This window comes from Pseudomonas sp. UBT (genome assembly GCF_050915955.1).
Classification (GTDB): Bacteria; Pseudomonadota; Gammaproteobacteria; order Pseudomonadales; family Pseudomonadaceae; genus Aquipseudomonas; species Aquipseudomonas antarctica_A.
Genome location: NZ_CP168079.1, coordinates 2,388,309 through 2,409,862, shown reverse-complemented (window position 1 = coordinate 2,409,862; position 21,554 = coordinate 2,388,309). Strand labels below are relative to the sequence as shown.

The window sequence follows — 21,554 nt, the reverse complement described above, 5'->3', positions numbered from 1 at the left end:
CGACATTCACATACTTATCGCGACCAGCCCCCATACCACGGGGCTTGCGCGTCGGGATCAGAGTGGGCCATGTCGCTCATGGATAAGGTTCTGGTATTCACCGGCCCCACACTCGCTCCCAACAAAGACGCTTTCTTTACGCCTTGCACTGCAATAACCGTAGCCACTTTCGCCGGCCACACAGAATGGCCATGAGGACACACACGATGGACGTCACCGCAACCTTAAGCTTGGGCGATCCGCTGGAACCCGCACGCAAGGCCACCGCGCAAATGCTGCAAGAGCGTGAGCGCACCTTTTCGCTGCCGCAGCCGTTTTACTCTGATGAGCGGTTGTTTGATATCGACATGCAGGAGATCTTCCAGAAAGAGTGGTTGATCGCCGGCATGACCTGCGAGATCCCCACCAAGGGCAACTACCTGACCCTGCAAGTGGGCAAGAACCCGATCATCGTGATCCGTGGCGCCGAAGGCGTGGTGCATGCGTTCCACAACGTGTGCCGCCACCGTGGCTCGCGCTTGTGCACCAGCGAAAAAGGCAAGGTCGCCAAACTGGTCTGCCACTACCACCAGTGGACCTACGAGCTGGACGGCCGTCTGTTGTTCGCCGGTACCGAGATGGGCGCCGACTTCGACATGAAGCAGTACGGCCTCAAACCGGTGAACGTGAAGACCGCCGGCGGCTATATCTTCATCAGCCTGGCAGAGAATCCACCGGCTATTGATGACTTCCTGTCGACGCTGAACCATTACATGGAACCGTACGACATGGAGAACACCAAGGTGGCGATTACCACCACCTTGTTTGAAAAAGCCAACTGGAAGCTGGTGCTGGAAAACAACCGCGAGTGCTACCACTGCAACGCGTCGCACCCGGAACTGCTGAAAACCCTGCTGGAATGGGACGACGTTACCGACCCGCGCGCCGACCAGGCCTTCAAGGACCACGTCGCCGCTTCGGCCGCTGCCTGGGACGCCGAGAAAATCCCTTACGCACACGCCAGCTTCGGCCTGCGTAACCGTATCGTGCGCATGCCGCTGCTCAAGGGCACCGTGTCGATGACCCTCGACGGCAAGCAAGGCTGCAAGAAGTTGATGGGCCGCATCAAGAACCCGGACCTGGGCTCGATGCGCATCCTGCACCTGCCGCATTCGTGGAACCACTGCATGGGCGACCACATCATCGTGTTCACCGTGTGGCCGATCAGTGCCCAGGAAACCATGGTCACCACCAAGTGGATCGTGCACAAGGACGCCGTGGAAGGCGTGGACTACAACGTGGACCGCATGCGCCAGGTCTGGGACGCCACCAACGATCAGGACCGTCGCCTGGCCGAAGAGAACCAGCGTGGGATCAACTCCACCGCTTACCAACCAGGGCCGTACTCCAAGACGTATGAGTTCGGCGTGGTGAACTTTGTGGATTGGTACAGCGAGCGTTTGCTGAGCAACCTGGGGGCTGCGCCGGCGCCTTATCTGAAAGGCGTTGCCGTACACGAGTAATGGGCTGACACACTGCCGATCAAAATGTGGGAGCGGGCTTGCCCGCGATAGCGATTTAACATTCAACCCTTGTGTTGGCTGTTACTCCGTCATCGCGGGCAAGCCCGGCTCCCACAGTAGTTTGTAGCTGTACATAATTCATCCAACACCCTGACAGACCGCTGGCGCCTGCCCTCCAGCCTTTGCCCAACAACTTATCCACAAAGCCACCCACAGCAATTGTGGGCAAGTGCGCTTCCCACCTGTAAATAAATGAAGAAAATCCGTGACTTATTCAAGTAGGCCGGTTTAAACCCCACCTGATCATTTATTGATCAAATCTTTGAAAGCCACGAATGACGTGCCCTGTAGCAGTGCGCGAACACCTTATCCACAGAAGCACCAACAGACTTTGGGGGCAACTTTGCCGGCACTGTGGAAAACCGCGTCAAACCTTCATAAAACGGGGGTTTCAGGGTTTTAATTCACTAAACAGGCCGAATTGATCAATTATTGATCAACGCAGTGAGAGCCTTAATCTACGTGGCCTGTAGCCGATAGCGAACATCTTATCCACAGAAGCGCCAACAGACTTTGGGGGCAAGTCGGTACCGGCAAATAAAGTTATTCATGGGAAAACCCCAGGAAAAACCGCTGGTTAGCCTGGTTGTTTTTCATACAGCGGGCTGCTGGGCTTGATATACCGGGGGTGTGGACAGCCGCGAACAGGTTATCCACAGGTGGGTCAACAGGGATTGTGGGTAATCCTACTTTCTGTGGGAGTCGGGTTTGCCCGCGATAGAAGCGCCTCGGTCTATCAGTTAGACCGCGGTGATGCCATCGCAGGCAAGCCAGCTCCCACACAAGCCCGCTCCCACAGGGAATCAGCGCACCACGCCTTCTTCTATGAGTAACTTGAGGATGGCGTCTGCGCCCGCTTCAGGGCTAAGCCCCTTGAGCACTTGCCCACCGCCGCCGCTGGCTTTGGCCGTGGCAGCCTTCATGCGGTCCGCGCCGCTTTTGGCCTTGATCACCTTGAGGCGCTTGGGCCGTGGCTTGGCGGGTTGCAACACCGCGCCTGTGAATAACTCGTCTTGCTCAATCTCGACCTCATGGGCTGCCAACTCCCCGCGTTGTGCAGGCCCGTAGGCGCTTTGCCGTGGTTTGGGCGCGGCGTTATCCACAGTGGCCAGAAACGGCAGACGCACTTTCAAACGTCGCCGTTGACCGCGCGGCAAAGCTTGCAGCACATGGGCCACGCCGCCGTCGATGGACTCCACCTGCGCCAGCCCGACAATCAACGGCCAGCCCAATTGCTCGGCCAGCAGGAACGGCAACATGCCCGAGCCCTCGCCGGTTTCGGCCTGGGTGCCGGTAAGCACCACCTGGGCGCCTGCGTCGCGCAAATACTCACTGAGCACCGGCAACGCATCAGCGCCTGCCGGCTGTTCCAACACGTGCAACTGCGGCAAGCCCATGCCCAGGTAGCTGCGCAAGGTCGGTTCGTGGAGGCTGCCGGCGTGCAGCACCTGCAACTTATCCCCAGCCATTTGCAGGCCCAGTTCGACGGCACGTGCGTCTTGCTCGGCACGGCGCGGGCGACCGGACGTGGGGTGGGCGCCGATGGAAACCAGGCTGATTACAGTCGTCGTCATGGTCATGTCCCTAAGCTGCATCGCGCTTGGCGCCGTTGCGGTAAACCTGCACCGCATCGATCAAGGCTTGCAGAATCGCGGCGCTTTCGCCGATCACCGACAGGTCGGCACGCTTGATCATGTCGCAGCCAGGGTCCAGGTTGATCGCCACCACCTTGTCGCAGGCACCGATACCTTGCAGGTGCTGGATCGCCCCGGAAATCCCCACGGCCACATACACCCGCGCCGTGACCCAGGTGCCGCTGGCGCCGACCTGGCGATCACGCGCCATAAAGCCATCGTCCACCGCCACCCGCGAGGCGCCTTCGGTCGCACCGAGGGCGGCTGCAGTCTGGTGGAACAGTGCCCAGTCCTTCACGCCGTTACCGCCAGAGAAAATAAACTCCGCTTCGGCCATGGGAATCGCCGCCGGGTCGACTGCCACGGCGCCGAGATCTTCGATCCGCGACAAGCTGCGCGCCAGGGGTGTGGATAACTCCACGGGCAACACTTCATGGCGCGTGTCGCTGACCGGGTCGGCACATTCGACTGCGGCCAGAATCAAGCGTGGCAACGGGCGAGCCATATCCTCCTGGCCCGCACCGGCACGGCCGATGCACTCCTCACCTTTGATTTGCCAAACCCGCGTGGCCGGGCGTTCCTTGAGGCTCGCAGCAAAACGCCGGCCCAACTCGCCGCCGCCACTGCGACTGTCCGGCAGCAACCAATGGCGCGGGTTGAACTGGTTATCCACAGCCCGCAGGCCCTGAACGCGTTGCTCCGGTGAATAACCGTCGAATGCGTGGCCTTCGAGCACCAGCAGGCGATCAACACCCGCCGTCGCAAAGGCACTCTCCTTGTGTTCGCCGAACACCACCGCCAGCACGGCGCCGTCGCTGCCGGCGAGTTGCCGGGCCAGGCCGAGCACGTCGCGGTCGTGGCTGCTCAGGCGGCCGCCGACCATGTCGGGCACCACGTTGATGTAGAACGCGGGCGTCGGCACCTGATGCAGCGGCAATTGCACCTCCACCGCCGCCGTACGCTTGGCCGCGCCGCCCTGTTGGGCGCCGCTGCGGTCAATACGCTTGAGGCCGTTGGGGCCGATAAAACCGATGCCATGCAGGTTTTTGCGGATGACACCGTTAGGCCCCATCCAACTGTGTTGCAGCGGCTGCATCGCCGCATGCAAGGGGTGCAGGCGGTTACGGGCGATCCATTCGGCCCGTGGATCGCGGCGGATAATGTCGCTCATCAATGCACCTCCGCAGGTTCACGCTTGATAGGGGCTTTCACCGGGGCGGCGTCTTCGAGCAAGGCGTCAGCGACCAGTTCGGCAATGTCCTTGATCAATGGGCGCGGCTCGACGACGCCTTCGAGCATCGCCGTGCATTGCGGACAGCCCACGGCCACCAGCTCGGCGCCGGTTTCGCGGATGTCTTCCATACGCATATCCGGGATACGTTGCTTGCCGGGGATATCGGTGATGGGCGCACCACCGCCACCGCCGCAGCAGCGCGAGCGGAAACCGGAACGTTGCATTTCCTTGACCTCTATACCCAGCGCCCGCAGCACTTGGCGCGGCGCCTCGTATTCGCCGTTGTAGCGGCCGAGGTAGCACGGGTCGTGATAGGTCACGCTACTGCCCTTGTGCTGACCCAGGTTCAGCGCCCCCTCGCCGATCAGCTCGGCCATGAACGTGCTGTGGTGCTGCACGAGGTAGTTACCGTTGAAGGCGCCGTATTCGTTTTTCAGCACATGGAAACTGTGCGGGTCGCAGGTGACGATGCGCTTGAAGCTGTACTTGGCCAGGGTTTGGATATTGCGCGCAGCCAGCAGCTGGAACGTGGCTTCGTCCCCCAGACGCCGCGCCACATCACCGCTGTCGCGCTCCTCCAGGCCCAGCACCGCAAAGTCGACGCCGGCCGCTTTCAGCACCTTGACGAAGGCACGCAAGGTGCGTTGATTGCGCATGTCGAAGGCACCGTCGCCCACCCAGAACAACACCTCGGTGCTGCCTTTTTCGCTGAGCAGCGGCAGGTTCAAATCCGCCGCCCAGTTCAGGCGACCGCCCGGTGCGAAGCCGCCGGGGTTGTCGGTGGCGATCAGGTTCTCGAGGACTTCGGCGCCCTTGTTCGGCGTGGCACCTTTTTCCAGGGTGAGATGGCGGCGCATGTCGACGATGGCGTCCACGTGCTCGATCATCATTGGGCACTCTTCCACACAGGCACGGCAGGTGGTGCACGACCACAGGGTGTCGGCGTCCACCAGACCGTTGACGATTGGCTGGTGCGGGTTGCCGCTGTGTTCGCCAATCGGCTTGCCTGGATACGGGCTGCCGGCAAAGTTGGCATCGGTGCCGCCGGCCAGGCCAACCACCATGTCCTGGATCAGCTTCTTCGGATTCAACGGCTGGCCGGCCGCAAAGGCCGGGCACGCGGCTTCGCACTTGCCGCACTGCACGCAGGCGTCGAAACCAAGCAGTTGGTTCCAGGTGAAATCCTTGGGTTTTTCCACGCCCAGTGGCGCAGTTTTATCGCTCAAGTCCAGCGGTTTCAAACCGGTGGAGCGGCCGCCACCAAAGCGCTCGGCGCGGCGGTGCCAGGCCAGGTGCAGGGCACCGGCGAAGGCATGCTTCATCGGGCCGCCCCAGGTCATGCCGAAGAACATCTCGGACACGCCCCACAACACACCGACACCGAGCAGAGCGGCGAGCAGCCAGCCGCCAAAGTCAGCCGGCAGAACCCCGGCCACCGGCAAGGTCACCAGGAAGAAGCTCACCGAGAACGCCATCAGGCTTTTCGGCAGGCGCATCCACGGGCCTTTCGACAGGCGTGACGGCGGGTTACGCCGGCGCAGGTAGACGAACGTGGCGCCGACAAACATCAGCACCGAGGCGAGCAGCAAGGCGTAGCCGAGGATGCGGTTATGCAGGCCGAAGCCGTGGACCAGAATCGCCAACAGCGCCGACAGCACAAAGCCCAGGGCCGTTGCGACGTGGGTGTTGGCGATGTATTTGTCGCGGGCGACGACGTGGTGCAGGTCGACCATGTAGCGCTTGGGCATGGCCAGCAGGCCGCCGAGCAAGTCGACCCTGGAGGCGCGGCCCCGGCGCCACATGTTCACCCGGCGCAATGCGCCGAGGGCGGCAAGGCCCAGGGCGGCAAACAAGAGAATAGGCAGCAAGGTGTTCAACATGATGAAGCTCCCAAAGACCACACAGGTCTACTGTGAAACCGGACCTTGATGTGGGAGGGGGCTTGCTCCCGATGGCGGACTGTCAGTTCCTGTATCTGTCGCTGACCCACCGCTATCGGGAGCAAGCCCCCTCCCACACTTGACCGAGTACACAGTGGCTCAGTGTCGGGTCAGAAATCCTTGCAAAGGCGCAGGGCGTCATAGATGGCGGCGTGGGTATTGCGCTGGGCCACACAATCACCGATGCGGAACAGCAAGTACCCGTCACCCGTTTCGCTCAAGCACGGCTGCGGCTTGATCGCGAACAGGGCTTCGATGTCCATCTGGCCCTTGTTGCGCGAACCTTCCTTGAGCCCGTAATAGATTTCTTCATCCGGGCGCACGCCGTTCTCGACGACCACCTGATCGACCACCCGCTCTTCTTTGGCGCCGGTGTATTCGTTCTCCAGCACCGCCACCAGCTTGTCGCCTTCGCGGTAGACCTTTTCCAGCATCATGTCGCCGGTCATGATCACTTCCTTGGGGTACATGCTGCGGTAGTACGTCGGGAACGACGTACCGCCAATGGCCACGCCCGGTTTGATATCGTCAGTGACGATCTCGACCTGGCTGCCTTTGTCCGCCAGGAAGTCCGCCACCGACATGCCGGTGAATTCGCAAATGGTGTCGTACACCAGCACGTTCTTGCCCGGCGCGACTTTGCCGTCGAGCACGTCCCAACTGCTGACCACCAGGCCTTCGGCCGCGCCCCAGTGTTCGTTCTGCTCCAGGAACGGATGCCCGCCCACCGCCAGCACGACCACGTCCGGACGCAGGTCCAGGATGGTCGCCGCGTCCGCCGCCACGCCCAGGCGCAGGTCGACGTTCAGGCGTGCCAGTTCCAGCTGGAACCAGCGGGTGATGCCGGCAATCTGGTCACGCTGCGGGGCTTTGGACGCGGTGGTGATTTGCCCGCCGATAAATTCTTTTTTCTCGAACAGGGTTACATCGTGGCCACGCTCGGCGGCAACGCGCGCCGCTTCCATCCCGGCAGGACCGGCCCCCACCACCACGACTTTGCGTTTGGGCCCGGTGGATTTCTCGATGATGTGCGGCACGCCCATGTATTCACGGGACGTCGCGGCGTTCTGGATGCACAACACGTCCAACCCCTGGTACTGGCGGTCGATGCAGTAGTTGGCGCCGACGCACTGCTTGATCTGGTCGATCTGGCCCATCTTGATCTTGGCGATCAGGTGCGGGTCGGCGATGTGGGCACGGGTCATGCCGACCATGTCTACATAGCCGCCTTCCAGAATCCGCGTGGCCTGGTTCGGGTCCTTGATGTTCTGCGCGTGCAGCACCGGGGCCTTGACCACTTCCTTGATACCGGCGGCCAAGTGCAAAAACGGCTCCGGTGGATAACTCATGTTCGGGATCACGTTGGCCAGGGTGTTGTGGGTGTCGCAACCTGAACCCACGACGCCGATAAAATCGAGCATGCCGGTGTCGTCGTAATACTTGGCGATCTGTTTCATGTCCTCGTGGGACAAGCCGTCCGGATGGAACTCATCGCCGCACAGGCGGATGCCCACACAGAAATCCGGGCCGACTTCCTTGCGTACCGCCTTCAAGACTTCCAGGCCGAAACGCATGCGGTTTTCAAAGCTGCCGCCCCATTCGTCGGTGCGCTTGTTGACCCGTGGGCTCCAGAACTGGTCGATCATGTGCTGGTGCACCGCCGACAGCTCCACGCCGTCCAGGCCACCGGCTTTCGCCCGCGCCGCAGCCGTGGCGTAGTTACCGATCACGCGCCAGATTTCTTCCGGCTCGATGGTCTTGCAGGTGGCGCGGTGCACCGGCTCGCGGATGCCCGATGGCGACAGCAGGGTCGGCCAGTGTTCGCCGTCCCAACGCGAGCGGCGGCCCATGTGGGTAATCTGGATCATGATCTTGGCGCCATGCTTGTGCATGGCATCGGCCAGGTTCTGGAAGTGCGGGATGATCCGGTCGTCGGCCAGGTTCACCGATTTCCACCAGCCTTGCGGGCTGTCGATGGCCACGCTGGAAGAACCGCCGCAGATGGCCAGGCCGATCCCGCCCTTGGCTTTCTCTTCGTAATACTTCACATAGCGGTCGGTGGTCATGCCGCCGTCGGTGGCATACACCTCGGCGTGGGCGGTACTGAGCACGCGGTTGCGGATGGTCAGTTTGCCGATCTGGATCGGCGCAAACATTGCTTCGAAAGCCATGGCAGGGTCCTCGACTTACAACGGCTTGACGGTGAACAGCCCGTCGTCGTGGCGTTCTTCGGAGCCACCGTAGACTTGTTCGGCCACCGTGCGGATGTTGCTGCCGCGCGCTTGCAGAATCTGGTCCATGGCGCCGGCAAACCACCCGGTGAACATGTAGTCGACCTTGCGCCCGACCTTGCCGTACACATAGACGAATGCCGAGTGTTCGAGCTTGACGCTGGCGGTGCCTTTGTCGAGGTCGATGTCCTGGATCTTGAACAGGCCCCAGCCGCGTTGCGACAGGCGTTTCATGTAGTGCTCGAACACCGCAACGCCTTCCAGGCCGTGGCATTCGGCTTCTTTTTCACACCAGTGCCAGGCGGATTTGTAGCCGGCCTTGTAGAGGATTTCGGCATAGGCGTCCGCGCCCAGCACTTCTTCGATACCCATGTGGTTGTTGACGAAGAAATGGCGCGGCACATACAGCATCGGCAGGGCATCGGAGGTCCAGACACCGGTTTCGCTGTCGACTTCGATTGGCAATTGCGGGGCGATCTTGGCCATGGAAACTTAACTCCAAACAATTCGGTTTCAGTGCTTAGCAAAGCTTTTGCCTTGCTCTTATAAACAAGCCGTGTGAATGACTTTGGAGCCGTAGCGAGCACGTCGAGAGCAAGGAAGGACCGGAGCGACAAGCGAGACAGTACGGTACGTACGGCGAGTTTGGCGCGAGGACCTGACGCAGCTATCGGCGAGCGGAGTAGGCTCCAGAGTTATTCACTCGCCCCAGACGTCTTTCAAGACATTGACCCAGTTCTCGCCCATGATCTTGCGCACCACGCGCTCGCTGTGGCCGCGCTTGAGCAGGGTCTCGGTGAGGTTGGGGAACTCGCCCACGGTGCGGATGCCCAGCGGGTTGATGATCTTGCCGAAGCTGGTCAGGCGGCGGGCATAACCCTTGTCGTGGGTCAGCATTTCGAAGAAATCCTGGCCATGGCCCTGGGTGAAGTCGGTGCCGATGCCGATGGCGTCTTCGCCAACGATGTTCATGGTGTATTCAATGGCTTCGGCGTAGTCGTCGATGGTCGAATCAATGCCCTTGGCCAGGAACGGCGCGAACATGGTCACGCCGACAAAACCGCCGTGGTCGGCAATGAACTTCAGCTCTTCATCGGACTTGTTGCGCGGGTGCTCTTTGAGGCCCGACGGCAGACAGTGGGAGTAGCACACCGGCTTTTTCGATTCGAGGATGACTTCTTCGGAAGTCTTGGAGCCGACGTGGGACAGGTCGCACATGATGCCGACGCGGTTCATTTCGGCAACGATCTCACGGCCGAAACCCGACAGGCCGCCGTCGCGCTCGTAGCAGCCAGTGCCGACGAGGTTCTGGGTGTTGTAGCACATCTGCACCACACCGACGCCGAGCTGCTTGAAGATCTCGACGTAGCCCAGTTGGTCTTCAAATGCATGGGCGTTCTGGAAGCCGAAGATGATGCCGGTCTTGCCCAGTTCCTTGGCTTTGCGGATGTCGGCGGTGGTTTTCACCGGGATCACCAGGTCGCTGTTCTCACGGATCAGGGTCTGGCTGGCCACAATGTTATTGATCGTGGCCTGGAACCCTTCCCACACCGACACGGTGCAGTTGGCGGCGGTCAGGCCACCTTTGCGCATGTCCTCGAACAGGTCGCGGTTCCACTTGGCAATGATCAGCCCGTCGATAACGATGCTGTCGGCGTGCAATTCGGCTGGGCTCATCAGGCGTCCCCTTATTGGCGATTCATGCGCCGAATCGTCTGCCGGCGCTTTGGGGCCAGCATATGCCCAGGGGCAACCTGAGCCGGGTGCAAAAACGACAGGGGAATTGCCGAAAGCGTCAATCAACGACAAAGGCCTACATGACATCTCTGACTGGTAGCTGTTCTTTGTCCCACGCTTGAGCCAGAATTTGCTTCATCACCTATATGAGACGGCGCAATGAAATCGATTTTCCTGGCTTTGGCACTCATCGCAACCGGCGTGCACGCGGCAGAAGACACCGACAACACGCCGTGCGATGGCATCGAGAACGACAAGCAAACCCTGGAATGCGCCACTTTCAACAAAACCACCGCCGAGCAATTGCTCAAGGATAACTACCAAGGCCTGCTGGAACGCATGGGTTCGACCTATGGCAGCAACAAGTCACAACTGGCCGACATTACCGCTCGTCTGAAGGATGCCCAGCAGAAGTGGGAAAAATTGCGTGATGCCGATTGCGCCGTGGACACCTTCCCGGCGGTGAACGGCAGCAAGGACTACGCGATTCAGCAAAATGACTGCCTGGCGCGGATGAGTGATGAGCGGTCGGAGTTTTTGGAGTCGATTGGCCAGGAATAAGCCAGATTCAAAGCTTCCAGGATTATTGAAAAGGAATTCACATGTATTACCCACGCGAAGCGCAGAGGGATTTCCTCTACACGCGCGCCGCCCTGCTGTTTTTGGCCATGCTGATACTGTCGCTGATGCTGAGCTTGTCAGTGAGCCGGGGTGCTCCTTTTGCACTGATAAAGGCGGCGCCCATCGAAACCATCGGGCACATCACCCAACTGGAAAGCCTCAGCGCCTGGGCCTCAAGCACCAACGTGTATTACGCCTTCGACCATGAAGGCCAACGCATCGAAGGCATGGTGAACAACAGCAGCTACATCGACGACCCTGGCTACGAAGTGGGCAGCCCGGTCCCCGTGGTGTACTCAAAATGGTTTCCAACGGTGCATAACATCAAGGCGAACCTTAAATCGAGTTCGCCTAACTTCTACATCATGAGCGTAAGCGTCGGCTTGATGATGGTGTTCGCGATACTGATGTTCTGGACGGCACATCAGATCTATCAACATCAAGAAGAAGACCGGCATTACTGATACTCGCCACTCAGCCTCCACTTTATTTAATAGGCCATTCATGACTATTTGCGGCATCGAAATCAAAGGCAGCGAAGCCATCATCGCCGTCGCCTCCCTGGACAACCAGGCGCTGACCCACGTCGCCCTGGCTACCAAAAAAATCGCCCTTGAAGACGATGATGAAGCCGCCAACGTCAAAGCCTTCGCCGCCCAGGTGAAGGCGTTTGTGCAGGCAAACGCCATCACCCGCATCGCGATCAAGAAGCGCAGCAAGAAAGGCGAGTTCGCCGGCGGCCCGACTACCTTCAAGATTGAAGGGGTGTTTCAGTTGTTGGATGGGGTTGAGGTGACGTTGCTGTCACCACAGACCATTAATGCGCAGAGCAAGAAACACAACTTTGATCTGCCGGCCTCGCTGAACAAGTATCAGCATGAGGCCTACAAGGCGGCGTGTTCGGCCTTGGTAAAGAAATAAGCCACACCGAAGATCAATGTGGGAGCTGGCTTGCCTGCGATGGCATCAACTGTGTGTCACTGATACACCGAGGTGCCCGCATCGCAGGCAAGCCAGCTCCCACCTTTGAACCTTGTTGCCTTTAAATCCTTGTACGGCTTTTGTGCAGCAGCCAATCCCCGAAGGACTTGTCTTCCAAGGCATAGCCGCCCCGGCTCGACTTCCACACCAGCTCTTTGTCGCGCAGGGCATCGATACAGGCCTGAATCGTCTGGGTGCCCGGCACCACGTCGCTGCCCATGTCCTCCAGCGCTTTGCTGACGGCCGTGAGGGTGCTGTCCGTGAACGGCGCGAAGGGCTCGTTGGCGCGCGATCGCTCCACCATCACTTCCAGCACGGCGCGTTGGGGAATGGTGAGATTGTTCCAGGCGCTTTCGAACTCAGTCCATATACCCGCACGCAATAGTTCGGCACGACTGTGCAGCAGTTGGCCCAAATTGCTGGCCTCGCCCAGTTCCAGCGCCACTTCACCGATGATGGTGCGCAGCATCTCGGGACGATGACCTGCCAACTCAAACGCCTCATCAATGTCGGCAGCGCTGAATTGATTGGTTTCAGCCAGGTGCGCGTTGAGGTGTGCGGTATAAGCCTGGGTGAACGCTTTGCCGAGCAAGGGGAACGGCGTGATGCTGGAGCCGAAAAACGGCTGACTTTTGCCCAACACCAGATGCGCAAGCTTGTCGCGATTGGAACCGGTGAACACGAGGTGCAAACCGCTGCCCTCCTCGTCACGGCCTTGGTTGAGCTGATCCCGGGCAGCCTTCAACGCAAACATCGCGTTGATCCCTGACTCGCTGGTTAAGGCGTGCTGCGCTTCGTCAATCACCAGTACGACGGGTTTTTCCGCAGCACTGTGGAGCAATTCCAAGGCTTGGGTCAGCGTCGCACCGACCGGCAACTGTGGCTTGGTAAAGTCCCAGGACAGGGTACGCAGAAAGCTGAGCTTCTCGATTCCCATGTTCTTGGCCAGTTTGCGAATGCCCTTTTCATAGGGCACCAGAGCAGCGGCAATCGCGCTGTCGATCAACTCTGCCGGATCTTTCTCTTTATCGGCCCAGAGATCGACATACACCGTCAGCCAACCCCGGAGCTGGCACTCCGGGATCAGGTCTTCGCGCAAAAAGGTGCTTTTACCGGTGCGCCGAGGCGCCGCCAGGAACAGGCCCGACGTGAAATCCTGAATCCCGGCCCCCACCAAACCGTCGGCAATGCTACTTGCCAGCGTGGGGCGGCGGAACACGAAGCCGCTGTTCTTCGACATGGTTTTATACCCAATTATTCAAGCAACTATAAATTATAGTCATGAGTATAATTAACTATAATTGCCTGTCAAACCACCTCCCGTCGCCGATCCTCCCTCGGACACTTGGCAAACCGCGCCCGATAGCTACGCGTGAAATAGGACGGCGACTCAAACCCGCACGCAATACTCACCTCCAGCACGCTCATATCGCTCTGGCGCAGCAGTTGCCGGGCTTTTTCCAGGCGTAAGCCCAAATAGAAGTTGCTCGGTGTGTCGTTCAAGTGCAGGCGAAACAGCCGCTCCAGCTGCCGCCGCGTCACTTTGATTGCCTCCGCCAGCGCCAAGGTGCTCAGCGGCGGTTCGGTGTGTTGTTCCATCTCGCCAATCACCTGCACCAACTTCTTGTTGTTGATGCCGTAGCGCGTGGCGATCTGCATGCGTTGGTGGTCTTTGCGTGGGCGGATGCGGCCGAGCACGAATTGCTCGGACACCTGGATCGCCAGGTCCGGCCCGTGAGCCTGGGCGATCAGGTCGAGCATCAAGTCGATGGACGCTGTGCCGCCAGCGCAGGTGATGCGGCGACGGTCGATCTCGAACAGCTCCTGGGTCACGGTGAGCTGTGGGTAAGATTCCTTGAAGGCGTCGATGGCTTCCCAGTGCAAGGTGAGCCGGTGGCCGTCGAGCAGGCCTGCTTCGGCGAGCACGCAGGCGCCGGTGTCGATGGCGCCGAGCGTGACGCCATCGTGATCGAGGCGGCGCAGCCAGTGTTCCAGTGCCGGCGTGGCGAACTGCAGTGGCTCGAACCCGGCCACCACCAGCAGGGTCGCGCCCTTTTTCAACGGTTCCAGCGCAGCGTCGGCGTTGACCGACATGCCATTGCTCGCCAGCACCGCGCCGCCGTCGGCGCTCAATACGTGCCAGCGATACAGCTCGCCGCGAAAACGATTGGCCACCCGCAGCGGTTCGATCGCAGAAATAAAGCCGATGGCAGAGAAGCCCGGCATCAGCAGAAAGTAGAAATCCTGGGACATGGAGCGCTCTCGTAGGACGGACAGCGTGGTCACTGTGATACGCCAGTTCAATCGGCCATTCAAGGGGGCAGGTCGCTGCAGTGCAAGAGCTGGTCGCCGCCGTGCGTTTTGTCGCCCCGCAAGCTGCGTAACGTGATCCCACGGCGCACAAAGACGCCGGAACCCACAATAACAACCTGCCGAGGGAACCACCATGAACCGACTGATCAGCCGCTGCGTGCTCGCACTCAGCGCCAGCGCCATTTTTAGCACCAACGTCCTGGCAGCCGATGCGGCTTCTTGCCAGAACGTGCGCATGGGCGTGGTGAACTGGACCGACGTAATCGCCACCAGCGCCATGACCCAAGTGTTGCTCGACGGCCTCGGCTACAAGACCAAACAAACCAGCGCCTCCCAGCAAATCATCTTCGCCGGCATCCGCGACCAGCGCCTGGACTTGTTCCTGGGTTACTGGAACCCGCTGATGACCCAGACCATCACCCCGTTCATCGACGCCAAACAGGTCAAGGTCCTCGAAAAACCGAGCCTGCAAGACGCCCGCGCGACCCTGGCGGTGCCGACCTACCTGGCCGACAAAGGCCTGAAAACCTTCGCCGATATCGCCAAGTTCGAGAAAGAACTGGGCGGCAAGATCTACGGCATCGAGCCGGGCTCGGGTGCCAACACCCAGATCAAGGCGATGATTGCCAAGAACCAGTTCGGCCTGGGCAAGTTCCAGCTGGTGGAGTCCAGTGAAGCCGGCATGCTCGCCGCCGTGGACCGCGCCGTGCGCCGCAAGGAAGCCGTGGTGTTCTTCGGCTGGGCACCGCACCCGATGAACGTCAACGTCGCGATGACTTACCTCACCGGCAGCGACGACGCCCTGGGCCCGAACGAAGGCATGGCCACCGTGTGGAGCGTCACTTCGCCGACCTACGCCGAACAGTGCCCCAACATCCACAAGCTGCTGACCAACCTGACCTTCACCGCCGCCGACGAGAGCCGAATGATGCAGCCGTTGCTGGATCACAAGGACGCTCTCGAGTCCGCCAGGCAGTGGCTCAAGGATCACCCGCAAGACCAGCAGCGCTGGCTCGAAGGGGTGACGACCTTCGACGGCAAACCGGCCGCCGCCAACCTGCAATTGAGCAGCCAATAACCTGATTCGAATCACCGTGTCGCAGCCGCGCCTGGCTGCGAACGGCATTACTACGCCCGCCTGTAAGGAACCTGCCTCATGAACCACGACGTCATCATCACCTGCGCACTCACCGGTGCTGGCGACACGACCGCCAGAAGCCCACATGTGCCGGTCACCCCCAAACAAATCGCCGCCGCCGCCGTGGAAGCCGCCAAGGCCGGTGCGACTGTCGTGCATTGCCACGTGCGTGACCCGCAGACCGGCAAGTTCAGCCGCGACGTCGCCCTGTACCGCGAAGTGATGGAGCGCATTCGTGAGGCCGACATCGACATCATCGTCAACCTCACCGCCGGCATGGGCGGCGACCTGGAAATCGGCGGCGGCGAGAACCCGATGGAATTCGGCCCCAACACCGACCTGGTCGGCCCGCTGACCCGCCTGGCGCACGTCGAGGCGCTGCTGCCGGAAATCTGCACCCTGGACTGCGGCACCCTGAACTTCGGCGATGGCGACACCATTTACGTGTCCACCCCCGCGCAACTGCGTGCCGGCGCCAAGCGTATTCAAGCGCTGGGCGTAAAAGCCGAGCTGGAAATTTTCGACACCGGGCACCTGTGGTTCGCCAAGCAGATGATCAAGGAAGGCCTGCTCGACAACCCGTTGTTCCAGCTGTGCCTGGGCATCCCATGGGGCGCGCCGGCCGACACCACCACCATGAAAGCCATGGTCGACAACCTGCCCGCCGATGCGGTGTGGGCTGGCTTCGGGATCGGCCGCATGCAAATGCCGATGGCGGCGCAAGCCGTGCTGCTGGGCGGCAACGTGCGGGTCGGCCTGGAAGACAACCTGTGGCTGGACAAAGGCGTGCTCGCCACCAATGGCCAACTGGTGGAACGCGCCAGTGAAATCCTCAGCCGCCTCGGCGCACGGGTCATGACCCCGGCGGAAGGCCGCGTGAAGATGGGCCTGACCAAACGCGGCTAGACACGCAACAGGCTCCCCTGCCGAAACCGAATCAAATGTGGGAGCGGGCTTGCTCGCGAAGGCGGCGAATCAGCCACCGAATGCCTCAACTGACACAGCGCATTCGCGAGCAAGCCCGCTCCCACACTTTGAACGGGTTGCCAAAACAGAATGTGCGAATACTTTAGGAAATTGCCATGCGCTTTATCACTGAGATCAAAACCTTCGCCGCCCTCGGCAGCGGCGTTATCGGCAGCGGTTGGGTGTCCCGCGCCCTGGCCCACGGCCTGGACGTGGTCGCCTGGGACCCGGCGCCCGGCGCTGAGGCAGCCCTGCGCAAGCGTGTCGCCAATGCCTGGGGCGCGCTGGAGAAACAAGGCCTGGCACCGGGTGCATCCCAGGACCGCTTGCGTTTCGTCGCGACCATCGAAGCATGCGTAAAAGACGCGGACTTCATCCAGGAAAGCGCCCCGGAGCGACTGGAGCTGAAACTGGAACTGCACAGCAAGATCAGCGCGGCGGCCAAGCCGAATGCGTTGATTGGCTCGAGCACTTCAGGCCTGTTGCCGAGTGAGTTCTACGAGGGCTCGACCCACCCGGAACGCTGCGTGGTCGGTCACCCGTTCAACCCGGTTTACCTGCTGCCGCTGGTAGAAGTGGTGGGTGGCAAGCACACGGCACCGGAGGCTGTTCAAGCAGCGATAAAGGTGTACGAATCCCTCGGCATGCGCCCTTTGCATGTGCGCAAGGAAGTCCCGGGTTTTATCGCTGACCGCCTACTCGAAGCGCTGTGGCGTGAAGCGTTGCACCTGGTGAATGACGGCGTGGCGACGACGGGCGAGATCGACGACGCGATCCGTTTTGGCGCCGGTTTGCGCTGGTCGTTCATGGGCACCTTCCTGACTTACACCCTCGCAGGTGGCGATGCCGGCATGCGGCACTTCATGGCACAGTTCGGCCCGGCGCTGCAGTTGCCGTGGACGTACTTGCCCGCGCCGGAATTGACCGACAAGTTGATTGACGATGTGGTGGATGGCACCAGTGAGCAGTTGGGCAAGCACAGCATTTCGGCGCTGGAGCGCTATCGTGATGATTGCCTGTTGGCGGTGCTTGAAGCGGTAAAAACCACCAAAGCCAAACACGGTATGAGCTTCGCTGAGTAACCGCTGTTGATTCTCTGTGGGAGCTGGCTTGCCTGCGATAGCGGTGGATCAGTACCGAATGCATCAACTGACAACCGCTATCGCAGGCAAGCCAGCTCCCACATTTTTGACCGTTTACCTATCCGGAATCTGCGTGATGCCTGCACTGACTACCTACACCACAAAAATCCTCCCCGACTGGGTGGATTACAACGGCCACCTGCGCGATGCGTTCTACCTGCTGATTTTCAGTTACGCCACCGACGCACTGATGGACACCTTGGGTCTGGACAGCGAAAACCGCGAAGCCAGCGGCCACTCGCTGTTCACCCTGGAGCTGCACCTCAACTACCTGCACGAGGTAAAACTCGGCGCCGAAGTGGAGGTGCACACCCAGCTCATCGCCCACGATGCCAAGCGCCTGCACCTCTATCACAGCCTGCACCTGGTGGGCGGTGAGAAGGAACTGGCGGGCAATGAACAGATGTTGCTGCACGTCGATCTCGCCGGCCCGCATTCGGCGCCGTTCACCGAGGCCACCCTGGAAAAAATCATCGCCATCAGCGCTGAGCAGGCCGACTTGCCACGGCCTGCCCTCCTCGGTCGGGTGATTGGACTGCCACCCGGAAAACAATAAGGAGCCACCATGCAAACCGCCGCCGCTGTTGCCGATTTTCGTACTTACCCGCTGATCAGTGACCTCGCCGAGGCGCAGGTGCTGGACGATCAGATTCGTGTGCAATGGGCCGATGGGCGGCTGAGCCCGTTTCATCATCAGTGGCTGCGGGACAACTGCCCCTGCGCGGAATGCGTGTACAGCGTGACCCGCGAGCAGGTGCTGGAAATTGTCGATGTGGATGAACACCTCAGCGCAGTCAGTGCCTGCATTGACGAAGGTTTTCTGCAGGTGGAATGGAGCGGCGGCCATCTCAGCCGGTACGCTCCCGGCTGGCTGCGGGCGCACGCCTATGACGATGAGTCGCGCGCTGAACGCCGTGCGGCAAAACCCCAATCCACGCTGTGGGATCAGCGGTTTACGCTGCCGGTGTTCGACTACGCCGCAGTGATGGAAGACCCCAAGGTCTTGCTCCAATGGTTGCTGGCCTTGCGTGATTCAGGCCTTACGCAAATCCGTGGTGTGCCTACCGAACCCGGCTCTCTGGCGCTGGTAGCCAAGCACATTTCCTTTATTCGCGAGAGCAACTTCGGCGTGCTGTTCAACGTGCAATCCAAGGCCGATGCCGACAGCAATGCCTATACCGCTTTCAACCTGCCGCTGCACAGCGACTTACCGACGCGGGAGCTGCAACCGGGGCTGCAATTCCTGCATTGCCTGGTGAACGATGCCACCGGTGGCGAGAGTATTTTTGTCGACGGGTTTGCTATCGCCACGGCGCTGCGCACGGAAGACCCCGAGGCGTTTCGTGCCCTGTGTGAAATCCCGGTGGAGTTTCGCAACAAAGACCGTCACAGCGACTACCGCCGCCTGGCGCCGATCATTGCGCTGGATGCCTTGGGGGATGTCGCGGAAATTCGCATGGCTAACTTTCTGCGGGGGCCGTTTGAGGCGCCGGTGGAGCAGATGCCGTTGCTGTATCGCGCGTATCGGCGCTTTATTGCGATGACGCGGGAAGAGCGTTTTCGTTTGGTCAAACGTTTGAATCCGGGTGAGTTGTGGTGCTTCGACAACCGCCGCACGTTGCACGCACGCAACGCGTTCGACCCGGCTTCCGGCGCGCGGCACTTCCAGGGTTGCTATGTCGACCGGGATGAGTTGCTCTCGCGGATTCTGGTGTTGCAGCGGTAGACCGCAGCGCGGCCATCGCAGGCAAGCCAGCGCCCACACTTGCCGGCATTTCAAAGATAAAACTCGGTCAAGTGTGGGAGCGGGCTTGCTCGCGAAGAGGCCAGTGCAGTCACTGCAAATCCCAGGTAAAAAAAGCCCCGAACCAGCCGTGACTGGATCGGGGCAGAGTGCAATGCGTGAGCGTGACATCCCGAGGGTGACCAAACCTTCAAGCTGCTTGCCTGGCAGTCAGTGTGCCTATTACTTGCGTCGGTAAATGACCCGAAAACGACCTGTTCATAGCCATCTGAGCCATTCGTTGATTCTGCCCTTGCCGACCGGCCGAGGGCCTACCAGAATCCAGGTCAATCCCCGTTCCCTACACCAGGATAAACGTCATGATGCACGCGGATTTGATTGACCAGCATGACCTGCTGAGCCAGCTGCGCTCGCTGGGTTTTGAAGTGTCCAGCGGCGCCACCGCCGAGCAGGCCTGCGAGTGTGCGGTACGCGGTTTGAGTGCCGCACGGGCCAAAGCGCTCAAGGGCATGGTGGAACAGATGTACACCGGCAGCGCGACGATTTTGCCGGCAGTGAGGCAGGCAATCGACAAGCAGTTGTTACCGGCTTTGGTGCAGTTCAAGCAAAACTCCGGCGCCTGATAGAGCGCTGTCACGAGCAAGCCCGCTCCCACAGTTGACGGTGTTCACACATCAAAATGTGGGCGCTGGCTTGCCTGCGATGCAGGCGACTCGGTCTAGAGCCTTACACTGGCAAACGTCGACTCATTACGCGCCTGACTCAACGCCGACATCGGCCCCGACAACGGTGACAACACCAGCGCCTGCGGAATCGGCATCATCGCCACTTGCTGGGCGGTGTTGGAACCTACGCGCTCATCCCGTGGCGGGATGCCGAAGTATTCGCGGTAGCACTTGGAGAAGTGCGGCGTGGACACAAACCCGCACACCGAGGCCACTTCGATGATCGACATCGGCGTTTGCTTGAGCAATTGCCGCGCACGGATCAGGCGCAACTTGAGGTAGTAGCGTGATGGCGAGCAATGCAGGTATTTCTGGAACAGCCGCTCCAGCTGCCGACGGGACACAGCGACGTACACCGCCAGCTCGTCCAGGTCGATCGGCTCTTCCAGGTTAGCTTCCATCAGCGCAACAATTTCCTGAAGCTTTGGCTGGTTGGTGCCGAGCATGTGCTTGAGCGGCACGCGCTGGTGATCCTGTTCGTTGCGGATGCGTTCGTACACAAACATCTCGGAGATGGCGGCCGACAATTCACGGCCGTGGTCGCGGCTGATCAGGTGCAGCATCATGTCCAGCGGCGCGGTGCCGCCCGAGCTGGTGAAACGGTTGCGGTCGAGGGTAAACAGGCGTGTGCTCATGGCCACGCGGGGGAAAGCTTCCTGCATCGACGCCAGGCATTCCCAGTGCACGCTGCAATCAAAACCGTCGAGCAAACCGGCGCAAGCCAGGGCCCAACTGCCGGTGCACACGGCGCCGAGACGACGCGACTGGCGCGCCTGGCTTTGCAGCCACGACACGTGCTCACGGGTGACGGTGCGCTGGATACCCACGCCGCCGCACACAATGACAGTGTCCAGGGCCGGGGCTTTGTGCATGGAGGCATCGGGGGTGATTTGCAGACCGTCGCTGGCCCAGACCTGGTTGCCGTCGACACTCAGGGTTGTCCAGCGATACAGCTCGCGGCCGGACAACTGGTTGGCCATGCGCAGTGGTTCCACAGCCGACGCCAGGGAAATCAGCGTGAAATTGTCCAGCAGCAAAAAGCCGATGGATTGAGGCGCACGGTTCTGGGGTTGAGCCCCGGAGTTGAACGACGTCATCGCGGTATCTCCTCACACAAAGCGGGTGATGGCCTCAGGCGAGGCTCTTGTTATTGCGCTCTGCTCTTGTGCAGAGAGAGGCTTTGATTTGATAGAGCAAATGCCATGCCTAAAATTGAATGGGCATTCAATAACTCCTGAAAACGACCTGATGACGTGTCTATATAAGCCCGCGCAGGAAGTGCGGGATATGCCCCGAAAAGGACGCAGGAGCAGCCTTGCTCAAGGGGGGTGAGCAGTTCGGTAGCACTTGTGGGAAGGCGCTTTGAGGGCGCGGGAAAAGTCTGTCACCGCACGCACAGGTGACGGGTGGCGGGGCGGGAAATCGTTTGGGCGCTACTTATCTGTTTGCGACGCGCTAAAAGGTGGCGCTTTTGTATCCGGGTGTTCACTTTTTGAGCAGTGTTGCCTGAGCTACCGCCATCGCGGGCAAGCCCGCTCCCACATTTTGATCTGTGAATACATTCAAAGGTGGGAGCTGGCTTGCCT

The 21,554-nt window shown here is 60.5% G+C and carries 19 protein-coding genes; 10 read left to right on the top strand and 9 right to left on the bottom strand.

All coding sequences use genetic code 11. The features are described 5' to 3' along the window. The first annotated feature begins 206 nt into the window (after positions 1-206). Positions 207-1,502 carry a glycine-betaine demethylase subunit GbcA gene (gene gbcA / locus ACDZ94_RS11025; RefSeq protein WP_432751453.1) on the top strand — a complete coding sequence of 432 codons (1,296 nt, stop codon included), beginning with the start codon at positions 207-209 and terminating at the stop codon, positions 1,500-1,502. Between the two features lie 863 nt (positions 1,503-2,365). Here gbcA and ACDZ94_RS11020 read toward each other — a convergent pair. The 6 genes from ACDZ94_RS11020 to ACDZ94_RS10995 form a co-directional block, all read right to left on the bottom strand. Beyond that, on the bottom strand, positions 2,366-3,136 hold the full coding sequence (locus ACDZ94_RS11020) for an electron transfer flavoprotein subunit beta (RefSeq protein WP_064454453.1): 771 nt from the start codon (positions 3,134-3,136) through the stop codon (positions 2,366-2,368). Between the two features lie 10 nt (positions 3,137-3,146). After that, a complete protein-coding gene (locus ACDZ94_RS11015; protein ID WP_432751452.1) occupies positions 3,147-4,367 on the bottom strand; it encodes an electron transfer flavoprotein subunit alpha/FixB family protein in 1,221 nt (406 codons plus the stop codon). After that, positions 4,367-6,310 carry a dimethylglycine demethylation protein DgcB gene (gene dgcB / locus ACDZ94_RS11010; RefSeq protein ID WP_259763353.1) on the bottom strand — a complete coding sequence of 648 codons (1,944 nt, stop codon included), beginning with the start codon at positions 6,308-6,310 and terminating at the stop codon, positions 4,367-4,369. The genes ACDZ94_RS11015 and dgcB overlap by 1 nt, the downstream gene beginning before the upstream one ends. A 170-nt stretch (positions 6,311-6,480) precedes the next feature. Further along, positions 6,481-8,541, bottom strand: coding sequence for a dimethylglycine demethylation protein DgcA (gene dgcA, locus ACDZ94_RS11005; protein ID WP_259763351.1), 2,061 nt, complete (start codon positions 8,539-8,541; stop codon positions 6,481-6,483). 15 nt (positions 8,542-8,556) lie between these two features. Then, on the bottom strand, positions 8,557-9,087 hold the full coding sequence (locus tag ACDZ94_RS11000; protein WP_432751451.1) for a DUF5943 domain-containing protein: 531 nt from the start codon (positions 9,085-9,087) through the stop codon (positions 8,557-8,559). Positions 9,088-9,300: 213 nt separating this feature from the next. Beyond that, positions 9,301-10,278 carry a dipeptidase gene (locus ACDZ94_RS10995; RefSeq protein ID WP_064454458.1) on the bottom strand — a complete coding sequence of 326 codons (978 nt, stop codon included), beginning with the start codon at positions 10,276-10,278 and terminating at the stop codon, positions 9,301-9,303. A 219-nt stretch (positions 10,279-10,497) separates the two neighbouring features. Here ACDZ94_RS10995 and ACDZ94_RS10990 point away from each other — a divergent pair, with 219 nt between their 5' ends. Genes ACDZ94_RS10990 through ACDZ94_RS10980 form a run of 3 tightly spaced genes read left to right on the top strand, consistent with a single transcriptional unit; the run spans position 10,498 to position 11,880 of the window. Continuing rightward, entirely contained in the window at positions 10,498-10,899 is a 402-nt protein-coding gene (locus ACDZ94_RS10990) for a lysozyme inhibitor LprI family protein (protein WP_064454459.1), read from the top strand. Positions 10,900-10,940: 41 nt separating this feature from the next. Continuing rightward, complete coding sequence (locus ACDZ94_RS10985; protein WP_064454460.1) at positions 10,941-11,423, top strand: hypothetical protein; 483 nt, start codon at positions 10,941-10,943, stop codon at positions 11,421-11,423. Between the two features lie 40 nt (positions 11,424-11,463). Further along, positions 11,464-11,880 (top strand): DUF3010 family protein, encoded by a 417-nt coding sequence (locus ACDZ94_RS10980; protein WP_263274112.1) that lies wholly within the window; start codon positions 11,464-11,466, stop codon positions 11,878-11,880. A gap of 121 nt (positions 11,881-12,001) precedes the next feature. Here ACDZ94_RS10980 and ACDZ94_RS10975 read toward each other — a convergent pair whose 3' ends face one another. Both ACDZ94_RS10975 and ACDZ94_RS10970 read right to left on the bottom strand, forming a co-directional pair. After that, positions 12,002-13,180: an AAA family ATPase gene (locus ACDZ94_RS10975; RefSeq protein WP_432751450.1), complete on the bottom strand. Its 1,179-nt coding sequence runs from the start codon at positions 13,178-13,180 to the stop codon at positions 12,002-12,004. Positions 13,181-13,248: 68 nt separating this feature from the next. Further along, the gene (locus tag ACDZ94_RS10970; RefSeq protein WP_221295797.1) at positions 13,249-14,193 is read right to left on the bottom strand and encodes a GlxA family transcriptional regulator; all 945 of its coding nucleotides are present in this window, start codon (positions 14,191-14,193) and stop codon (positions 13,249-13,251) included. 193 nt (positions 14,194-14,386) lie between these two features. Here ACDZ94_RS10970 and ACDZ94_RS10965 point away from each other — a divergent pair, with 193 nt between their 5' ends. From ACDZ94_RS10965 to ACDZ94_RS10940, 6 genes are all read left to right on the top strand, one after another. Next, positions 14,387-15,331 (top strand): choline ABC transporter substrate-binding protein, encoded by a 945-nt coding sequence (locus tag ACDZ94_RS10965; RefSeq protein WP_432751449.1) that lies wholly within the window; start codon positions 14,387-14,389, stop codon positions 15,329-15,331. A 78-nt stretch (positions 15,332-15,409) separates the two neighbouring features. Then, positions 15,410-16,297 carry a 3-keto-5-aminohexanoate cleavage protein gene (locus ACDZ94_RS10960; RefSeq protein ID WP_064454465.1) on the top strand — a complete coding sequence of 296 codons (888 nt, stop codon included), beginning with the start codon at positions 15,410-15,412 and terminating at the stop codon, positions 16,295-16,297. A gap of 176 nt (positions 16,298-16,473) precedes the next feature. Beyond that, on the top strand, positions 16,474-17,439 hold the full coding sequence (locus tag ACDZ94_RS10955) for an L-carnitine dehydrogenase (RefSeq protein WP_064454466.1): 966 nt from the start codon (positions 16,474-16,476) through the stop codon (positions 17,437-17,439). Positions 17,440-17,575: 136 nt separating this feature from the next. Beyond that, the gene (locus tag ACDZ94_RS10950; protein WP_407016300.1) at positions 17,576-18,055 is read left to right on the top strand and encodes a thioesterase family protein; all 480 of its coding nucleotides are present in this window, start codon (positions 17,576-17,578) and stop codon (positions 18,053-18,055) included. 9 nt (positions 18,056-18,064) lie between these two features. Beyond that, positions 18,065-19,225, top strand: coding sequence for a gamma-butyrobetaine dioxygenase (locus ACDZ94_RS10945; protein ID WP_221295800.1), 1,161 nt, complete (start codon positions 18,065-18,067; stop codon positions 19,223-19,225). Between the two features lie 377 nt (positions 19,226-19,602). Beyond that, positions 19,603-19,866 carry a hypothetical protein gene (locus ACDZ94_RS10940; RefSeq protein WP_053258396.1) on the top strand — a complete coding sequence of 88 codons (264 nt, stop codon included), beginning with the start codon at positions 19,603-19,605 and terminating at the stop codon, positions 19,864-19,866. A gap of 95 nt (positions 19,867-19,961) precedes the next feature. On the opposite strand, the gene ACDZ94_RS10935 is transcribed toward ACDZ94_RS10940, so the two are convergent. Continuing rightward, positions 19,962-21,065 (bottom strand): GlxA family transcriptional regulator, encoded by a 1,104-nt coding sequence (locus tag ACDZ94_RS10935; RefSeq protein WP_049711185.1) that lies wholly within the window; start codon positions 21,063-21,065, stop codon positions 19,962-19,964. Between the last annotated feature and the right edge of the window lie 489 nt (positions 21,066-21,554).